15 protein-coding genes are annotated in these 17699 nt (G+C 68.8%); 9 read left to right on the forward strand and 6 right to left on the reverse strand.

Going from position 1 to position 17699, the window contains the following annotated elements; translation table 11 throughout:
* The first annotated feature begins 34 nt into the window (after window positions 1-34).
* From ACFVV5_RS03355 to ACFVV5_RS03365, 3 genes are read left to right on the forward strand one after another with little or no spacing between them, the layout of a single operon-like run.
* Window positions 35-682 carry a helix-turn-helix domain-containing protein gene (locus ACFVV5_RS03355; RefSeq protein ID WP_387238965.1) on the forward strand — a complete coding sequence of 216 codons (648 nt, stop codon included), beginning with the start codon at window positions 35-37 and terminating at the stop codon, window positions 680-682.
* The gene (locus ACFVV5_RS03360) at window positions 679-1968 is read left to right on the forward strand and encodes an MFS transporter (RefSeq protein WP_387238968.1); all 1290 of its coding nucleotides are present in this window, start codon (window positions 679-681) and stop codon (window positions 1966-1968) included. Before ACFVV5_RS03355 ends, ACFVV5_RS03360 begins: the two co-directional genes overlap by 4 nt.
* Complete coding sequence (locus tag ACFVV5_RS03365) at window positions 1965-2159, forward strand: hypothetical protein (protein WP_387238971.1); 195 nt, start codon at window positions 1965-1967, stop codon at window positions 2157-2159. Before ACFVV5_RS03360 ends, ACFVV5_RS03365 begins: the two co-directional genes overlap by 4 nt.
* 15 nt (window positions 2160-2174) lie before the next feature.
* Here ACFVV5_RS03365 and ACFVV5_RS03370 read toward each other — a convergent pair whose 3' ends face one another.
* The 5 genes from ACFVV5_RS03370 to ACFVV5_RS03390 form a co-directional block, all read right to left on the reverse strand.
* The gene (locus ACFVV5_RS03370) at window positions 2175-2444 is read right to left on the reverse strand and encodes a hypothetical protein (protein WP_387238974.1); all 270 of its coding nucleotides are present in this window, start codon (window positions 2442-2444) and stop codon (window positions 2175-2177) included.
* Window positions 2444-2902, reverse strand: a complete 459-nt coding sequence (locus ACFVV5_RS03375; protein WP_387238978.1) for a GNAT family N-acetyltransferase — start codon at window positions 2900-2902, stop codon at window positions 2444-2446. Before ACFVV5_RS03375 ends, ACFVV5_RS03370 begins: the two co-directional genes overlap by 1 nt.
* A gap of 114 nt (window positions 2903-3016) precedes the next feature.
* Window positions 3017-3463 (reverse strand): GNAT family N-acetyltransferase, encoded by a 447-nt coding sequence (locus tag ACFVV5_RS03380; protein ID WP_387238981.1) that lies wholly within the window; start codon window positions 3461-3463, stop codon window positions 3017-3019.
* Complete coding sequence (gene valS, locus ACFVV5_RS03385) at window positions 3460-6096, reverse strand: valine--tRNA ligase (RefSeq protein WP_387238984.1); 2637 nt, start codon at window positions 6094-6096, stop codon at window positions 3460-3462. Before valS ends, ACFVV5_RS03380 begins: the two co-directional genes overlap by 4 nt.
* A 79-nt stretch (window positions 6097-6175) precedes the next feature.
* Complete coding sequence (locus ACFVV5_RS03390) at window positions 6176-7510, reverse strand: MFS transporter (RefSeq protein ID WP_387238987.1); 1335 nt, start codon at window positions 7508-7510, stop codon at window positions 6176-6178.
* Window positions 7511-7589: 79 nt separating this feature from the next.
* Between ACFVV5_RS03390 and ACFVV5_RS03395 the strand changes: the two genes are divergently transcribed.
* The 5 genes from ACFVV5_RS03395 (at window position 7590) to ndk (ending at window position 14040) form a co-directional block, all read left to right on the forward strand.
* Window positions 7590-8234, forward strand: a complete 645-nt coding sequence (locus tag ACFVV5_RS03395; protein WP_387238990.1) for a TetR/AcrR family transcriptional regulator — start codon at window positions 7590-7592, stop codon at window positions 8232-8234.
* A gap of 220 nt (window positions 8235-8454) precedes the next feature.
* A complete protein-coding gene (gene ileS / locus ACFVV5_RS03400; RefSeq protein ID WP_387238993.1) occupies window positions 8455-11799 on the forward strand; it encodes an isoleucine--tRNA ligase in 3345 nt (1114 codons plus the stop codon).
* A complete protein-coding gene (locus ACFVV5_RS03405; protein WP_387238996.1) occupies window positions 11796-13160 on the forward strand; it encodes a bifunctional folylpolyglutamate synthase/dihydrofolate synthase in 1365 nt (454 codons plus the stop codon). The genes ileS and ACFVV5_RS03405 overlap by 4 nt, the downstream gene beginning before the upstream one ends.
* Window positions 13157-13624, forward strand: a complete 468-nt coding sequence (locus ACFVV5_RS03410) for a DUF4233 domain-containing protein (protein ID WP_387238999.1) — start codon at window positions 13157-13159, stop codon at window positions 13622-13624. Before ACFVV5_RS03405 ends, ACFVV5_RS03410 begins: the two co-directional genes overlap by 4 nt.
* The gene (ndk, locus tag ACFVV5_RS03415) at window positions 13621-14040 is read left to right on the forward strand and encodes a nucleoside-diphosphate kinase (RefSeq protein WP_387239002.1); all 420 of its coding nucleotides are present in this window, start codon (window positions 13621-13623) and stop codon (window positions 14038-14040) included. The genes ACFVV5_RS03410 and ndk overlap by 4 nt, the downstream gene beginning before the upstream one ends.
* Window positions 14041-14101: 61 nt before the next feature.
* Here the strand turns inward: ndk and ACFVV5_RS03420 are convergent, their stop codons facing one another.
* Window positions 14102-14707, reverse strand: a complete 606-nt coding sequence (locus ACFVV5_RS03420; protein WP_387239005.1) for a vitamin K epoxide reductase family protein — start codon at window positions 14705-14707, stop codon at window positions 14102-14104.
* A gap of 312 nt (window positions 14708-15019) precedes the next feature.
* On the opposite strand from ACFVV5_RS03420, the gene ACFVV5_RS03425 reads away from it, so the two are divergent.
* Window positions 15020-17680 carry an Rne/Rng family ribonuclease gene (locus ACFVV5_RS03425; protein WP_387239008.1) on the forward strand — a complete coding sequence of 887 codons (2661 nt, stop codon included), beginning with the start codon at window positions 15020-15022 and terminating at the stop codon, window positions 17678-17680.
* Window positions 17681-17699: the final 19 nt, after the last annotated feature.

Consider the following 17699-nt stretch of genomic DNA (forward strand, 5'->3'; position numbering starts at 1 on the left):
TGCAAAGAAGTCTTTGCAACTGTAATCTGAGGGCATGGCACCCGAAGAGACCCCCGACGCGACGCCGGCCCAGACGCCGGCACGATCGCACCCGTACGACAATGCGCTCAGTCTCGAGGCCCTTCGCGGACTCGCGCACCCGATGCGCATCCAGATCATGAACGAGCTCAGCGACTTCGGGCCGCTGACCGCCAGTGGCCTCGCCGAGCGACTGGGGGAGTCGAGCGGAGCCACCAGCTACCACCTCCGTCAGCTCGCCAAGCACAACCTCATCGTCGAGGAGGAGGGCAAAGGCTCCGCTCGCGAGCGGTGGTGGAAGATGGCCCCGGGCGGAGTGACCATCGGATCGCCCGAGACGCTGGCGACACCGGCCGGCCGGGAGGCCACCGAATTGATCTCCCGCGAGTGGGCCCAGAACAACGAGCGCCGGCTCAATGCATTCCTGCGCTACGGCCTCGACGTGCTGGGCACGGAGTGGTCGGAGGCCTCCACACTCTCCACCGCGCACCTGCAACTGAACCAGGAGCAGCTGGCCGAGTTCGGCCGTGAATACCACCTGCTCGGCGAGCGGCTCCGCGCCAAGTGGGGCAAGACGGAGGGCGATCGCGAGCTGGCCCCCGGCGAGCGTCGTGTGCAGGTCCAGTTCAACGCCTTCCCCCTGATCGACGGGAACGAGCAATGAGCACGACGCTCGCCCCGGTGCGCCGCGCGCCTCTCAGCGCCGGCTTCAACCGCCTCTGGATCGCCGCGGTCACCAGCAACCTCGCCGACGGCATCGGCCGCACGGCCGTCCCGCTGATCGCCACCACGCTCACCCGCGACCCGGCCCTCATCGCCGGCCTCACAGCGGTGACCTTCCTCCCGTGGCTGCTGTTCGGCATCCCGGCGGGCATCCTGCTCGACCGCGTCGACCGGCGGATCGCCATGGCCGTCGCCAACAGCCTCCGATTCGCCGTCGCCGCGCTCCTCGCCGTGCTCATCGCCTCCGGCGCCCTCACCATCTGGTGGTTGTACGCGGTGGTGCTGCTGTTCGGGCTCGGTGAGACGGTCTTCGACAACGCCACCACGACCGTGGTGCCGAGTCTCGTCACCCGTGACCAGCTCGACCGGGCCAACGGGCGCATGCAGTCGGCCGAGATCGTGGTGCAGAACTTCATCGCCACCCCGGTCGCCGGCTTCCTCTTCGCCGCTGCGATCGTGCTGCCCGTCTGGCTGACGGGTGCCGGGTTCCTGGTCGCGGGCCTGCTCGCTCTGAGCATCCCGGCGGCCGCCGCACGCGGCCTGCGAGCCGGTGAGCGGGCGGATGCCGCTGCCGATCCCTCTGCCGCGGTCGCACCGCGACCCTCGTTCGGCGCCGTCGTGTCCTTCCTGGTCCATCACCGGTTCCTGCGCGCGATGATCGTGCTGACCTCGATCACCGCCTCCGCGCTGGCGTTCGCGCAAGGCAGCGTCGTGCTGCTGCTGCTGCAGACCCTAGCCGTTCCGGCCGCGCTGATCGGCGTGGTCACGGCGGGCGTCGGCGTCGGCGCGCTCGTCGGCGCGCTCATCTCGAGCCGCCTGGTCGAGCGGTTCGGCCGCGGGCCGATCATGTTCTCGTCGATGCTGGTGGGCGGCGTGGGGCTGCTCGGAGTCGGGCTGACGGGCAATGTCTGCGTGGCGATCGCCGCCTACGCGGTCGGCGCGTTCGGCGTCTCGGTCTGGAATGTCCCCTGGGGTGCGCTCCGCCAGGCGATCGTCCCCTCCGACATGCTGGGTCGCGCGATGGGCATCGTCCGCACCATCGGCTGGGGCCTCACCCCGATCGCCACCGTCCTGGGCGGGTTCGTCGCCCGCATCGACCTCAGGCTGCCCTTCGTCATCGGAGGCGCCGTCGTCGTCGCACTGACTCTCGTCGCCGTGCGGCTGCTGCTCTCGGCCGGTTCGCAGGAACCGGCCGCCGAAACTCTCCCGGAAGGAACCGGATCATGACTGCACTCAGTATCGACCGTCGCGCCGGCTGGATCGACCGCACGGCTGTCACCGTCGGCGAGGCGCTCACCCAGTGGGGAACGCGGCACGCCGCCCTCCGCACCGCGCCGTCGTACGCCGAGCAGAGCGAGCGGATCACCTCCGCCCGCGACGCCGCAGCCGCCCGCACACTCCCACAGCTGCCGCGTTGAGCGGCGAGCTCAGGCTCAGGGCTCGAGGTCGAACTCGTCGGGCTCCTGGGCGACCGGCTGCGTGATCGTGGCCGAGTCCTCGGTCGGGTTGAACCGGATGACCGTGCCGTCGTCGAGCTCGACGACGGGCTTGCCCTCCAGCCAGGTCAGGGTCCAGCGCCAGTCCGCCGTGTCGACGTCGGTGGCCACCAGTTCTTCTTCGACGGTCTTCACGGCATAGCCGACGACTTCGGGGAGCGTGGACGGGGCTTCCGCTCCGACCGCCCAGCGGGTTCCGAGCTGCATCAGACGCCCGCCTTCGGCAGGTCGATCTCGTAGGTGACCCACGAGGTGCGCGAGGCGACGGAGTCGTAGACGTTCTGGGCCGTGCGGTTGTCGTGCGCGGTGATCCACTGCACGACGCCGAGGCCGCGCTCGACGGCGCGCTGGCGGACGGCCTCGATCAGCGCATGCCCGACACCCTTGCCCCGGTTCTCATCGGCCACGTAGAGGTCGTCGAGGAACAGCCCGCGGTCGCCTTCGAGCGGACGGGCGAACTCGCGGAAGTGGGCCAGGCCGACCAGACGCTCGCCCTCGATGGCCACCAGGCCGTCTTCTTCGTGGTCGGGCGCGGTCAGCCACGACCACAGGAGTAGCGCCTTCTGGTCGGTCAGCGGTGTCTCGTAGAACTCCGCGTACTTCTCGTAGAGATCGAGCCAGGCGAAGAAATCGCCATCCGCGACCGGTCGGACGTCAATCGACATGTGCTGCCTCCGTTTGCCATACCCCGCACGGCTGAGAGTTGGTGCTTGTTCGACCCTATCGCGCACACTCACGACGGTCGATGCCATCGGAGGGATACGAGTGTGCGCCCGACCTCAGGGTACGAGGTCGTAGGTGACCCATTTCGTCTTCTCGGCGACTCGGTCGTAGACCCGCCGCGCGGTTTCGTTGTCTTTCGCCGTTATCCAGCGAACCACGGAAAGACCCTGCTGGCGAGCCCGGTCGCGCAATGCTTCGAGGAGGGCCGTGGCGGCGCCCTCGCCGCGGGCATCCGGTGCGACGAAGAGATCGTCGAGGTACAGTCCGCGGGTGCCGTCGAGGGGACGGGCGAACTCGCGGACGTGGGCGATGCCGACCGGCTCGCCCTCGTCGTTGACCGCGAAGTACGCTTCGAGCTCGTGCGACGAGTCGGTCAGCCAGCTCCACACGAGCAGCGCCTTCTCGTCGGTGAGCGGCTCGGAGTAGAACTCGCCGTATCCCGCGTAGAGCTCGAGCCAGGTGAAGAACTCGTTTCCTTCGACCTGACGAACCGTTGCGCTCATCGTTCCTCCTCGCTCAGGGCCTGGGCCAGAAGGATATCGGTCACAGCCAGCTCATCGGCGGATTCGAACCGCAGTTCGGCGATTCTCCCGACCGAGCGCAGGTCGTCGGCGGCCAGCCGGATCGCGGCGATCTCGGCGTCGGGGCCGGCGATCACCGCCGAATCGACCAGCGTCTTCTGGGAGGCCTTCGCCGCCGTCTTGGCGCCCCGGATGCCCGTGAGGGCCTTTCCGACGTGGCCGAGCACGGCGGTGCGGTCGCCCCAGTCGGCCGTCAGCGTGTCGGCGGCGGGCCAGGAGGCGACGTGCACCGAACCCGTGTTGAACCATGACCAGGCCTCTTCGGTGGCGAACGGCACGACCGGAGCGAACAGCCGGAGCATGGCCGAGAGGGCGACGCGCAGCGCCACGACCGCGGAGGTCTGCTGGGGCGAGACCTCACTGTAGGCGCGCTCCTTGGCGAGCTCGAGGTAGTCGTCGCAGAACGTCCAGAAGAAGGTCTCGGTCACCTCCAGCGCCCGGGCGTGGTCGTACCCGTCGAGGGCTGTCGTCGCGTCGGCGACGACCTTCGCCAGGTTCTGCAGCATGCTCTGGTCGAGCGGCTCGGTGACGAGGTCCAGCTCGTCGGAGGGCGGCGCTTCGAACGTGAGGATGAACTTGGCCGCGTTCAGGATCTTGATCGCCAGTCGGCGGCCGATCTTGATCTGCGTCGGGTTCTGCGGGTCGAAGGACGCGTCGGTGCCGAGGCGCGACGAGGCGGCCCAGTAGCGCACCGCATCCGAGCCGTGCTGCTCGAGGATGTCGGCGGGCGTCACGACATTGCCCTTCGACTTCGACATCTTCTTGCGGTCGGGGTCGACGATGAAGCCGGAGAGCGCGGCATGTGACCACGGGGCGACACCGAACTCGAGCTGCGAACGCAGCATCGTGGAGAACAGCCAGGTGCGGATGATGTCCTGGCCCTGCGGACGCAGATCGAAGGGGAAGACGGCGGCGAACAGGTCGTCGTCGCGCCCTGCCGGACCACGCCGCCAGCCGCCGGCCAGCTGCGGCGTGAGCGAGGAGGTCATCCAGGTGTCCATCACGTCGTGCTCGCCGACGAAGCCGTTCGGCTGGTTGCGCGCGCTCTCGTCGAAGCCGGGGGCGGCATCCGAGGACGGGTCGACCGGGAGCTGGCCCTCCGTCGGGAGGATCGGCTCGTCGAAGCGCGGGTTGCCGTCGCCGTCGAGCGGGTACCAGATGGGGATCGGCACGCCGAAGAAGCGCTGGCGCGAGATCAGCCAGTCGCCGGTGAGGCCGTTGACCCAGTTCTCGTAGCGGACCCGCATGAATTCGGGGTGCCAGTCGAGCTGCTGTCCGAGCTCGATGAGCCGGGCGCGCAGCTTCTCGTCGCGGGCGCCGTTCTTGACGTACCACTGCCGCGTCGACACGATCTCGAGGGGCTTGTCGCCCTTCTCGAAGAACTTGACCGGGTGCTGGATGGGCTTCGGGTCGCCGATCAGGTCGCCGGACTCGCGGAGCTGCTCGACGACCGCCTGCTTGGCCGAGAACACCGTCTTTCCGGCCAGCTCGGCGTAGGCCGCCTTGCCGGCGTCGGTCGTGATCGCGAGCGGAGCCTCGCTGACGATGCGACCGTCGAAGCCGATGATCGCGCGGTTGGGCAGGTCGAGCTCACGCCACCAGACCACGTCGGTGATGTCGCCGAACGTGCAGATCATGGCGATGCCGCTTCCCTTGTCGGGCTGGGCGAGGTGGTGCGCGAGCACCGGCACCTCGACGCCGAACACCGGCGTCTTCACGGTCGTGCCGAAGAGCGGCTGGTACCGCTCGTCATCCGGATGCGCGACCAGCGCCACACACGCCGGCAGCAGCTCGGGCCGGGTCGTCTCGATGTAGACGGGGCCGTCTTCTCCGTGGAACGCGACGCGGTGGTACGTGCCCGGCTGCTCCCGGTCTTCGAGCTCGGCCTGGGCGACGGCCGTGCGGAACGTGATGTCCCACAGGGTCGGCGCCATCGCCTGGTAGGCCTCGCCGCGCTCGATGTTGCGGAGGAACGCGAGCTGCGAGGTGAACAGCGCCTCGTGCCCGATCGTGCGATAGGTCTGGCTCCAGTCGACGGAGAGGCCGAGCGAGCGCCAGAGCGCCTCGAACTGCTTCTCGTCCTCGACGGTCAGGCGCTCGCACAGCTCGATGAAGTTGCGTCGCGAGATGGGCTTCTGGTCGGCGGCCTTGCTGCTCTTGTTGTCTCCGCCCTCGAACGGCGGGGTGAAGTCCGCGTCGTACGGGAGGGAGGGGTCGCAGCGCACGCCGTAGTAGTTCTGCACACGGCGCTCAGTGGGGAGGCCGTTGTCGTCCCAGCCCATCGGGTAGAACACGTGCTTTCCGAGCATCCGCTGGTAGCGGGCGATCACGTCGGTGTGCGTGTAGCTGAACACGTGGCCGATGTGGAGCGATCCGCTCGCGGTGGGCGGAGGTGTGTCGATGGAGTAGAGGCACCGGCGCTCGGCAGCGAGGGCGGCCGCACGGTCGAAGACGAAGGTCCCCTCGGCCTGCCAGTGGCCGCCCCACTTCGCTTCGAGCCCTTCGAGGGCGGGCTTGTCGGGCACGTTGCGGGTGGGCACAATGGCGGCGCTCATGGTTCTCCGTATCGATATGTGCGGCACCGTGTCAATGGAAAGGTGCCTGAGTGTGCAGTCCTTCCAGGGTACCCGAGCGTCAGGCGGCCAGGTCGACCTCGTCGATGATCGGCTTGCGGCGGGCGGCGAGGACGGCGGAGACCAGCGTGATCGCGCTCATGATCACGAGTACGACGCCCGGGTGCCACCAGACGTTGCCGGTCGCCTGACCGAGCACCAGCGTGATGCTGGGCACGAACGCGGTGAGCAGGGCCGCGAGGCTGTAGGCGACGGACAGGCCGCTGTAGCGCACATCGCTCGGGAAGAGGTCGGACATCAGACCGCCGAGTCCTGCCCACGAGAGGGTGGGGAGGATGCCGCCGATGATCATGCTCCCGACGAGGATCGGGAACGTCGCGTACTGGAGGAGGAAGTACATCGGGAAGGCGATCAGCAGCGTGCCGATCGCGCCGATGGCGACGACGCGCGCGGAGCCGATGCGGGTCGCCCACACGCCGAACAGGGGGATGGTGATCAGCTGCAGCAGACCGCCGATCGTCGTCGCTACGAGCAGGTCGGTGAAGCTGAACTTCAGCACCGCCGTGCCGTAGTCGACCATGTACGTGTTCATCAGCGAGTACGAACCGATTCCGAGCACTGCGGCGCCGATCGCGATGAAGAAGCCGGAGGGAGCCTTGCGGAACACCTCGAGCACCGGGAACTTGTCGCGCTTGCCGGTCGCGAGCAGCTGCTTGAAGACGGGCGTCTCGTCGATCGACCAGCGCAGGTAGAGCGAGACCAGCAGCAGCGGGATGGCCGTCAGGAACGGGATGCGCCAGCCCCACTCGGCGATCTGGGTCGGCGAGAGGGCGAACGACATGACGATGAAGACCACAGCGCTCAGGATGGAGCCGACCGGCGACCCGAGCTGGGGGAGCGACGCATAGAAGCCGCGGCGCTTGGGGTTGGCGTATTCCGTCGCCAGGAGGATCGAGCCACCCCACTCGCCGCCGAGCGACAAGCCCTGCACGAGCCGCAGGATGACGAGCGCGATGGCGCCGAACCAGCCGGCCGCCGCGTAGGTGGGGAGCAGGCCGACCAGGCCGGTGCCGATCCCCATCATCAGGATCGTGATGAGCAGCGTGGGGCGACGGCCGATGCGATCGCCGAGGTGTCCGAAGATCACGGCGCCGAGCGGCCGGACGACGAATCCGGCCGCGATCGTGAGGAAGCCGGCGAGCACTCCGCCGAACGTGCCGAGGGGCTGGAAGAAGAGCGGACCGACGAAGAACGCGCTGAAATAGGCGAACAGATAGAAGTCGTAGGACTCCAGCGAGGTGCCGACGAACGATGCGATGGTGACCTTGCGGGCGGTGCCCGGCGTGATGCCCGGGCGGTCCGTCGGGCTGTAGGTGATGGTGTCAGTGGAACTCACGACCGGGTCCTTGTCTGGTTGATGCTCACGTACGATCCATAATTGGATCGGGTCCAATAATAGGCAGTCAGGGGAACGCATGAACGCGCCGATCCATTCCGGACCGGGTCAGCCCGCTTCGGGCCGGCCCCGGGCGTCCTCCCGCGGCACCCTCGCCGAGGCCGCCGCCGAGCTCTTCCTCGAGCGCACGTACGCCGGGACCACGATCGAGGACATCTCCCGCCGCGCCGGGGTGAGCAGGGCGACCTTCTTCAACTACTTCGACGCCAAGAGCGACCTCCTCTGGGTCGAGGTCGACGAGAGCCTGGCGCATTTCGGGGGAGTGCTCGGAAGAGCATCCGGAACCGCACCCGTCCTGGAGGCGGTGCACGATTCGGTCGTCGCGCTCGCCACCGAGTTCGGCCCCGGGCGCGTGCCTCTCGCCGTCACCCAGTACGAGCTGATGGGCACGAACGCCGAACTCGAGGCGTCCGGGCTGTCGCGCTTCCTCGCGCTTGTGCGGCTGCTCAGCGACTTCGTCGCCCTGCGGACCGGCGACGATCCGGATGCCCTCCTGCCGCGCAGCATCGCCACCGCCGTCATCGGCGCGGCTGTCGCATCCGCCGGGGTGTGGGCTCGATCGGGGATCGGACGCGGCCCGCTCGGCCCCTACGTGGAGGCCGCGATCGGCCCGGTGTGCGCCGGCTACCAGGCCGTCCTCGATGAAGCGGCCGCGACCGGCTAGAATCGAGAGCACAGACGTCGACCCGGCCATCACCGGTGAGTCTTCGGAAGAACGGCGGCCCGCGGGCGGCCCAGTAGAACCGAACGGGACTGGCCCGTCACAGCCGGTGAATGAGCGGTCGCATCCTCGAACGGGCGGATGCGGCAAGCGGGGTGGTACCGCGACGAGCGCTTCAGGCGCCCGGCGTCCTCGTGCAGATGAACGACCTGCCAGGAGAGAGATGCCGTACCCCAAGGCCCCGAACAACGCGTCGCCGGACGACCAGCCATCCGGCGTGTCACCGAGCCCGAGCTTCCCGGAGATCGAGACCGAGGTGCTCGCGTTCTGGGAGAAGGACGGCACCTTCCGGGCATCCATCGAGAACCGCGACGGCGCGCCCGAGTGGGTGTTCTACGACGGCCCGCCGTTCGCGAACGGCCTGCCGCACTACGGCCACCTGCTGACCGGCTACGCCAAAGACGTGTTCCCGCGCTTCCAGACGATGCGCGGCAAGAAGGTGGAGCGCCGGTTCGGCTGGGACACCCACGGCCTGCCCGCCGAGCTCGAAGCCGAACGGCAGCTCGGGATCACCGACAAGAGCCAGATCGAGGAGATGGGCATCGCGGCGTTCAACGCCGCAGCCAAGGAGTCGGTGCTGCGTTACACCAAGGAGTGGCGCGAGTACGTCACCCGCCAGGCGCGCTGGGTCGACTTCGACAACGACTACAAGACGCTCGACCCCACCTATATGGAGTCGGTCGTGTGGGCGTTCAAGCAGTTGCACGAGAAGGGCCTGGCCTACGAGGGCTATCGCGTGCTGCCCTACTGCTGGCGCGATCAGACGCCGCTGTCGAACCACGAGCTCCGGATGGACGACGACGTCTACAAGATGCGTCAGGACCAGACGGTGACGGTCACCTTCCCGCTGACCGGCCCGAAGGCCGAGTCGCTCGGCCTCACCGCCGTGCGCGCCCTCGCCTGGACGACCACGCCGTGGACGCTGCCGACGAACCTCGCGCTCGTCGTCGGCCCCGAGATCGAGTACGCCGTCGTCCCCGCAGGCCCGAACGGCGCCGCCGACGGACACGGAGGCCCGGCCCACGACGATTTCGGCGCCGAGTTCCTCCTCGCGGTCGACCTGGTCGGCAACTACGCCAAAGACCTCGGCTACGAGACGGCGGCGGATGCTCTGGGAGCCGTCACCCGTCGCATCCGGGGCTCAGAACTCGAAGACGTCACGTACGACCGGCTCTGGGACTACTACGCCGACACGGCCGTCTACGGCACCGAGAACGCCTGGCGGATCCTGGTCGACGACTACGTCACGACCGAGGACGGCACCGGCATCGTCCACCAGGCCCCGGCCTACGGCGAGGACGACCAGCGCATCTGCGAGGCCGCCGGCATCCCGGTGATCATCTCCGTCGACGACGGCGCGCGCTTCCTGCCGATCATCGAAGACGTGGCCGGCCTGCAGGTCTTCGAAGCGAACAAGCCGCTCACCAAGCTGCTGCGCGAAGACGGCCGGCTGCTCCGTCAGGCGAGCTACGAGCACTCGTACCCGCACTGCTGGCGGTGCCGCAACCCGCTGATCTACAAGGCGGTGTCCAGCTGGTTCGTCAGCGTCACCGAGTTCCGCGAGCGCATGGTCGAGCTGAACGAGGAGATCAACTGGGTCCCCGAGAACGTGAAGCACGGCCAGTTCGGCAAGTGGATCGGCAACGCCCGCGACTGGTCGATCTCGCGCAACCGGTACTTCGGATCCCCGATCCCGGTCTGGAAGAGCGACGACGCGGCCTTCCCGCGCACAGACGTCTACGGGTCGATCGCCGACCTGGGGGCCGACTTCGGACGGCTGCCGGTGAACGAGGACGGCGAGGTCGACCTGCACCGGCCGTACATCGACGAGCTCACCCGGCCGAACCCCGACGACCCCACGGGCCGGTCGACGATGCGGCGCATCCCCGACGTGCTCGACGTGTGGTTCGACTCGGGCTCGATGCCGTTCGCCCAGGTGCACTACCCGTTCGACAACGACGACTGGTTCGAGGGCCACAACCCGGCCGACTTCATCGTCGAGTACATCGGGCAGACCCGCGGCTGGTTCTACATGCTGCACGTCCTCTCGACCGCGCTGTTCGACCGGCCCGCGTTCAAGAACGTGATCAGTCACGGGATCGTCCTCGGCAGCGACGGACAGAAGATGTCGAAGTCGCTGCGCAACTATCCGGACGTGAACGAGGTCTTCGACCGCGACGGCTCGGATGCGATGCGCTGGTTCCTCATGTCGAGCCCGGTGCTGCGCGGCGGCAACCTCATCGTCACCGAAGAGGGCATCCGCGAGGGCGTGCGCCAGGTGCTGCTCCCGCTGTGGAGCACGTGGTATTTCTTCTCGCTGTACGCCAACGCCTCCGGCTACGAGGCCAGGCGTCGCACCGACTCGACCGATGTGCTCGACCGCTATCTGCTCGCCAAGACCCGCGACCTGGTCGAAGACGTCACGGCCGATCTCGATGCGCTCGACAGCACGCTCGCGGCTGCCAAGCTGCGCGACTTCGCCGACCTGCTCACGAACTGGTACGTACGGCGTTCGCGCGACCGGTTCTGGGAGGGCGTCGGCGACGACGGCACGGGCAGCGAGGCGTTCGACACGCTCTACACCGTCCTCGAGACGGTGACCAGGGCGGCCGCGCCACTGCTGCCGCTCGTCAGCGAGCGCATCTGGCAGGGACTCACCGGCGGCCGCAGCGTGCACCTGACCGACTGGCCGGAGGCGGGGGAGTTCCCGGCCGACGACAGCCTGGTCGACGCGATGGACCGCATCCGCGCCATCAGCTCCACCGTGCTCTCCCTGCGCAAGCAGGCGGGGCTGCGCGTGCGTCTTCCGCTGGCGGGACTGACCGTCGTGGCCGGCAAGGCCGACGCACTGCGCCCGTTCGAGGCGATCCTGCGCGACGAGCTCAACGTCAAGGCGGTCGAGTTCGTCGAGCTCCACGACGACAGCGCCGTCCGGTACGGCATCACGAGCAAGCTCACGGTGAACGCCCGCGCGGCGGGCCCGCGTCTCGGTAAAGAGGTGCAGAAGGTCATCCAGGCCGCGCGCGCCGGCGACTGGTCGGAGCTGGACGGCATCGTGACCGCCGGCGGGATCGAGCTGGCCGCCGGCGAGTACGACCTCGTGCTCGAGACCGCCCAGGCGGACGGCGAGTCGACCTCGGCCCTCGCACTCCTGCCGGGGGGCGGGTTCGTGCTGCTCGACACGGTCACCACCCCGGAACTCGAGGCCGAGGGGCTCGTGCGCGACATCATCCGGGCCGTTCAGGACACGCGGAAGGCGGCAGGGCTCGATGTGAGCGACCGCATCCAGCTGAACCTGGCGTTCGCCCACGACGACGACGCCCGCGCTCTCGGACTGGCGCAGGACGTCGACATCGCCGCCGAGACGCTCGCCCTGGTGGTCGAGTTCGCGGCAGCCGAGACGGCCTACCAGAAGACGTTCGCGGCCGGGCAGTTCGCCAACGCGGGCGCGTTCACGGTGGGTGTGACCAGACTGGACGAGGCGACCACGACGGAAGGATCCCGATGAGCGACGACGACGACTTCCGCGCTGCCGCCGACGGCGTCTATCAGGCGCTGCTCGCCCGTGTCGGGGAGGGAGCGCCCGAGCACCGGCTCGACGCCACCCGCCGCGCCGTCGAACTGCTGGGCGATCCGCAGCGCGCCTACCCGATCATCCACATCACCGGGACGAACGGCAAGACCAGCACGAGCCGGATCGCGGAGAGCATCCTGCGCGCCTACGGTCTGCGCACCGGCCTGCTGACCAGCCCCCACCTCGTGCGCTTCAACGAGCGCATCGTGATCGACGGCGTCCCGATCAGCGACGAGGAGCTGGTGCGCAACTGGGAGGACGTGCAGCCGTACCTCGAGATCGTCGACAGCGAGCTGGTCGAAGCCGGCAAAGCACCGCTGACGTTCTTCGAAGCGCTGACCGTCCTCGCCTTCGCGGCCTTCGCCGACGCTCCCGTCGACGTCGCCGTGATCGAGGTCGGGATGGGCGGCGAATGGGACTCCACCAACGTCGGCGACGGTCAGGTGGCCGTGTTCACGCCGATCTCGCTCGACCACACCAAGGCGCTCGGCGACACCGTCGCGGCGATCGCCCGCACCAAGTCGGGGATCATCAAGCCGGCCGCGGATGTCGTCAGTTCCGCCCAGCCGTCGGATGCGCTCAGCGAGCTGATCGCCGCAGCGGAGCTCACCGAGTCGACCTTCGCCGCACAGCCGGAGGCGTTCGACGTGGCGACGACTGCGGTGGCCGTCGGCGGACAGCTGGTGAGCATCCGGGGCCGCGCTGCGACCTACGACGAGCTGTTCCTCCCGCTCTACGGCGACCACCAGGCGCAGAACGCCGCCGTCGCCGTCGCCGCGGTGGAGACGTTCCTCGGGCGGGGGACGCAGCCGCTCAACCGCGACCTCCTCGAGGAGGGTTTCGCGACCGCGACCTCGCCGGGGCGGCTGCAGCTGATCGGCATCGAGCCGAGCATCCTGGTCGACGCGGCGCACAACCCGGCCGGCGCGGAGTCGCTGGCGCAGGCGCTGGGCACCTACTTCGACTTCGACGAGATCACCGTGGTGTTCGGCGCTCTGGGCGACAAAGATGTGCGCGGGATCGTGCGCGCCCTCGTTCCCATCGCGAACCAGTTCTACGTGACCCAGGTGCGCTCCGACCGTGCGCTCGACTACCTGGAGCTCGGCGACCTCGTGCGCGAGGAGACGGACGAGGACGCGACCTTCGTCTACGCCGATGCGGAAGAGGCGCTCGTCGCAGCCCGCGACTGGGCTGCCGAAGCGCCGCGCCGTGCCGTCGTCGTGACCGGCTCGATCGTGCTCGTCGGCGATGCGATGGCGATCTCGGAGGCCGGCGGCTGGAAGGCGGCCTCGTGAGCGGCATCCCCGATGCGGGGCCTGACGACGCGAACGGCACCGACGGCGAGCGGTCGGCGACCGGGGGCGACCGACCCGCGCGTCCGGCGAAGGCACGCCGCGTGCGGACCGTGCGCGAGATGCTCGCCTCGATCGTGCTGGGCTTCGAGCTGATCGTCGTCTTCCTCGGCGCTCTCGTGCTCTTCGGCCTCAAGGCACTGCCGGCGCCCGTCGCGCTCGGCGGGGGAGCAGTGGTCGTCGTGCTGATGATCGTCGCACTCGGGCTGCTGCGCTACCCGGTGGGCATCTGGCTCGGCTGGTTCATCCAGCTCGTCGTCGTCGCAGCCGGCTTCCTCGTGCCCGCCTTCTTCATCGTCGGGGCGATCTTCACGGCCATGTGGACCTACTGCATGATCATGGGCGCCCGAATCGACCGCAACAACCAGGCCGCGCGAGCGGCCGCCACCGGAACGGAGAATCCATGACCACCGCCGTCGAAGAAACCCTCGTCCTCGTCAAGCCGGACGGAGTCGCCCGAAACCTCACGGGCGAGATCCTGCGCCGCATCGAGGCGAAGGGCTACTCCCTCGTCGACCTCCGGATGCTGCAGGCGGATCGCGATCTGCTCGCGAAGCACTACGCCGAGCACGAGGGCAAGCCCTTCTACGAGCCGCTCGTCGAGTTCATGGAGAGCGGCCCCGTCGTCGCGATCCGCGTGGCGGGCAACCGGGTGATCGAGGGCTTCCGTTCGCTCGCCGGCGCGACCGATCCGACCATGGCGGCGCCGGGCACCATCCGCGGCGACCTGGCACGCGACTGGGGACTCAAGGTGCAGCAGAACCTGGTGCACGGCTCCGACTCGCCCGAGTCGGCCGAGCGCGAGCTGGCGCTCTGGTTCTAGTTCTCGAAAAGTGAGGGGCGGGTCGCGTCGGCGACCCGCCCCTCTTCCCGTCGGCCGAGGCTCACACGAAGACGTTGTGGATCCAGTCCAGCCGCAGCTGCGCCCAGATCGCCACGATCGCGTAGCAGACGACCGTGATCAGGGGCACCCAGCCGTAGAGCGTCGAGAAGAAGCGGCGAGCGGATGCCGGAACGGGAATGTTCCCCTCTTTGAGGTTGTAGAGCGTCACGGCCCAAAACGTCGGGATGGTCACGACCCAGGTCACCATGCACCACGGGCACAGCACGTTCAGCACAGTGACCGACTGCGTGATGAGGTAGCCGACGAGCACGATCGCGCCGACGACGCCGAGGTTGAAGAGCATCCAGTACCATTTCGCGAATCGGCCTCCGGCCAGGATGCCCACGCCGACCGCGATCACGGCCGTCCAGCCTGCGATCCCCAGCAATGGGTTGGGAAAGCCGAAGATCGCTCCCTGCGGCGAGTTCAGATTCTTGGAGCATCCGACCAGGAGACTGAAGTTGCAGGACAGCTGCGCATTAGGGTTGGCCAGCACGGCGAGCTTGTCCAGCGTCAGCTGGAACGCTGCCCAGAAGCCGATGGCTCCGGCGACGATGAGGAAGATGGCGAGAGCCGTCGGACGGCGGGCAGACGTAGAGGGAGACACAGTCGGATTATGGCATGGGGTTACGCGTGTCGACCGGGACGCAACCGCGTTTGGGCGCGGGCCATGCGATAATCGTCTGTGAAGTCTTTTCGGCCATGCTGCCGGGGAGGCGCCAAAGAAGGCTTGAGGGCGTGCAACGCCCAGTACCGGTCGGCCGAGGTGGCCGGCGTAGACATCGAGACGGTGTGACCAGAGCCACGAGCCGGTCGCACAGACCAAGGATTAGCGGACACGGCGCGGGAGTGCCGGATCCGCTTACGGAGAGTACCCGGTGTGCGGGGAACCGCGCTCCGGTCGAGGAGTGCACCAGCGATGGTGGAAAACGACAATACCGAGAACACACAGGTCAACGGAACGGGAGCAGGCACGGAAGGCGGAGGGAAGAGGCGCTCGCGTCTCTTCGGCTCGCGCAAGAGTGCCAAGAAGGCTGCCGCGGCCGTGACCAGTCCCGCCCAGGAGGCGCCGGCGATCCCGCCCGCCCCGGCGGCCGATCAGCCCCCGGCTGCTGCAGAGCAGCCGGTTGAGGAGACCCCCGTGGCCGACGAGCCTCAGACGGCAGAGGCGACGCCTGCTGCCCTGCCCACCGAAGAACCCACCGCCGGCCAGACCGCGCTGCCGGGCCTTCCCCCGACGACGCTGCTGTTCCAGGCGCCCGACATCGTGCCGCTTCCCCCGCTTCCGCTGGATGACGACGGCTACAGCGACGGCTACGCCGATGAGCAGAGCACGGTCCGTCGTCGCTCGCGCCGCCGCGCCGGCGAGGAGAACCGCGGGACGTCGAACGACCCCGCGAACACCGTGGTCAAGGTGCGCGCGCCGCGCGAACGCGAGCGCGAGCGCGAGCCCGAGCTCATCACCGAGCCGCAGAAGGTGAAGGGGTCCACGCGCCTCGAGGCCAAGAAGCAGCGACGCCGCGACGGACGGGACGCCGGTCGCCGCCGTCCGGTCATCACGGAGGCGGAGTTCCTGGCCCGGCGCGAGTCGGTCGACCGGCAGATGATCGTGCGCGAGAAGGGCGGCCGCATCCAGATCGGCGTGCTCGAAGACAAGGTTCTCGTCGAGCACTACGTCGCCAAGTCGCAGGAGGCCTCGCTCATCGGCAACGTGTACCTCGGTCGCGTGCAGAACGTGCTGCCCAGCATGGAGGCGGCGTTCGTCGACATCGGCCGCGGCCGCAATGCTGTGCTCTACTCGGGCGAGGTCGACTGGGACGCCGCCGAGACCGGCAATCAGCCCCGCCGCATCGAGCTCGCCCTCAAGCCGGGCGACCGCGTGCTGGTCCAGGTCACCAAAGACCCCGTCGGCCACAAGGGCGCGCGCCTGACCAGCCAGGTCTCGCTGCCCGGCCGCTACCTCGTCTACGTGCCGAACGGCTCCATGAACGGGATCAGCCGCAAGCTGCCCGACACCGAGCGCGCGCGTCTCAAGAAGATCCTCAAAGAGGTCCTCCCCGACAACGTCGGCGTGATCGTGCGCACGGCGGCCGAGGGCGCGACGGAGGAGCAGCTGACGCTCGACGTCACCCGTCTCACCGCTCAGTGGGCCGACATCAGCAAGCAGGTCGAGTCCGTCCAGGCCCCCGCTCTGCTGCACAGCGAGCCCGACCTGCTCATCAAGATCGTGCGCGACGTCTTCAACGAGGACTTCCAGAAGCTGATCATCTCCGGCGACGAGGCGCGCCAGACGATCGAGATGTACCTCCGTCAGGTCGCCCCCGACCTCCTCGACCGGGTGGAGCCGTACGCCGGCGACCGCGACGCGTTCGACGAGTTCCGCATCACGGAGCAGATCGAGAAGGCCCTCGACCGCAAGGTGTGGCTGCCGTCCGGTGGTTCGCTCGTGATCGACCGCACCGAGGCCATGACGGTCGTCGACGTCAACACCGGCAAGTTCGTCGGCTCGGGCGGAAACCTCGAAGAGACGGTCACCAAGAACAACCTCGAGGCCGCGGAGGAGATCGTCCGCCAGCTCCGCCTGCGCGACATCGGCGGCATCATCGTCGTCGACTTCATCGACATGGTGCTCGAGACCAACCGCGATCTGGTGCTCCGCCGTCTGATCGAGTGCCTCAGCCGCGACCGCACGAAGCACCAGGTGGCCGAGGTCACGTCGCTCGGTCTCGTCCAGATGACACGCAAGAAGCTCGGCCTCGGCCTGCTCGAGACGTTCAGCGAGGCGTGTGAGGTCTGTGCGGGACGCGGCGTCATCGTGCACCACGACCCGGTCGTGAAGCACCGTCAGCCGCAGCAGCAGCAGCAGCAGGGCGAGCGCCGCCGCGGACGTGGCGGCCAGCAGTCGCAGGGCGCCGGGTCGAACGGCAGCGCCGGCAACGGTTCGTCCGTGGCCGCCGGCTCGTCGAACGGCAACGGCAACGGTCACGCGGGCGGCGTCACCCACGCCATCACCGACGACGCCAAGAACGCCCTCGCGCAGATCGCCGCCAGCACTCTCGCCGCCCACGGTCACGAGTCGGCCGAGCACGGTGAGCACACCGAAGCCGGCGAGGTCGACGAGACCGTCGCGGTGGACGCAGCCGGCACGGCGGAGGTCCACGGCAAGCACGTCGCACCTGAGGCCGGCGCGGACGTCGAAGCGCCCAAGAAGGGCCGCCGCAAGTCGCCTGCCAAGAGGGGAGGCGCCACGAAGCAGGACGACAGCGCTCCGGATGCCGTAGCGGCCGTCTCCGAGACGCCTCGCGCCGACGTGCCCCGGGCCGAGCCGGCGGAGGCAGCGGCCTCGACCGCCGAGTCCGCTCCCGTCACGCTGCTGGACATCCCGGTGGTCGTCGCGCCGCCGGCATCACGTCGCGCGCCCTCCAAGGAGACCGAGCTGCTGCTCGACTCCGTGCTCGATTCCCTCCCGCAGCCGAAGCAGCCCGGTCAGGGCCGCGGACGCAGCAGGCGGGTGAGCACTGCAGCGATCGCCGGCGGCTCGGTCGCACCCGAGATCACCCGTTCGGAAGGCTCCGAGTAACCGTCGGGCTCCGGGCATC

The sequence above is a fragment of the Leifsonia sp. NPDC058248 genome (assembly GCF_042881905.1).
In the GTDB taxonomy this organism is placed as follows: domain Bacteria; phylum Actinomycetota; class Actinomycetes; order Actinomycetales; family Microbacteriaceae; genus Leifsonia.

What these genes read in the sequence shown, in the direction of transcription:
- valS (WP_387238984.1), bottom strand. Translation starts at nt 6,096, where the DNA reads ATGAGCGCCGCCATTGTGCCCACCCGCAACGTGCCCGACAAGCCCGCC.
- ACFVV5_RS03380 (WP_387238981.1), bottom strand. Translation starts at nt 3,463, where the DNA reads ATGAGCGCAACGGTTCGTCAGGTCGAAGGAAACGAGTTCTTCACCTGG.
- ACFVV5_RS03425 (WP_387239008.1), top strand. Translation starts at nt 15,020, where the DNA reads ATGGTGGAAAACGACAATACCGAGAACACACAGGTCAACGGAACGGGA.
- ACFVV5_RS03370 (WP_387238974.1), bottom strand. Translation starts at nt 2,444, where the DNA reads ATGCAGCTCGGAACCCGCTGGGCGGTCGGAGCGGAAGCCCCGTCCACG.
- ACFVV5_RS03375 (WP_387238978.1), bottom strand. Translation starts at nt 2,902, where the DNA reads ATGTCGATTGACGTCCGACCGGTCGCGGATGGCGATTTCTTCGCCTGG.
- ileS (WP_387238993.1), top strand. Translation starts at nt 8,455, where the DNA reads ATGCCGTACCCCAAGGCCCCGAACAACGCGTCGCCGGACGACCAGCCA.
- ACFVV5_RS03405 (WP_387238996.1), top strand. Translation starts at nt 11,796, where the DNA reads ATGAGCGACGACGACGACTTCCGCGCTGCCGCCGACGGCGTCTATCAG.
- ACFVV5_RS03355 (WP_387238965.1), top strand. Translation starts at nt 35, where the DNA reads ATGGCACCCGAAGAGACCCCCGACGCGACGCCGGCCCAGACGCCGGCA.
- ACFVV5_RS03395 (WP_387238990.1), top strand. Translation starts at nt 7,590, where the DNA reads ATGAACGCGCCGATCCATTCCGGACCGGGTCAGCCCGCTTCGGGCCGG.
- ndk (WP_387239002.1), top strand. Translation starts at nt 13,621, where the DNA reads ATGACCACCGCCGTCGAAGAAACCCTCGTCCTCGTCAAGCCGGACGGA.
- ACFVV5_RS03360 (WP_387238968.1), top strand. Translation starts at nt 679, where the DNA reads ATGAGCACGACGCTCGCCCCGGTGCGCCGCGCGCCTCTCAGCGCCGGC.
- ACFVV5_RS03365 (WP_387238971.1), top strand. Translation starts at nt 1,965, where the DNA reads ATGACTGCACTCAGTATCGACCGTCGCGCCGGCTGGATCGACCGCACG.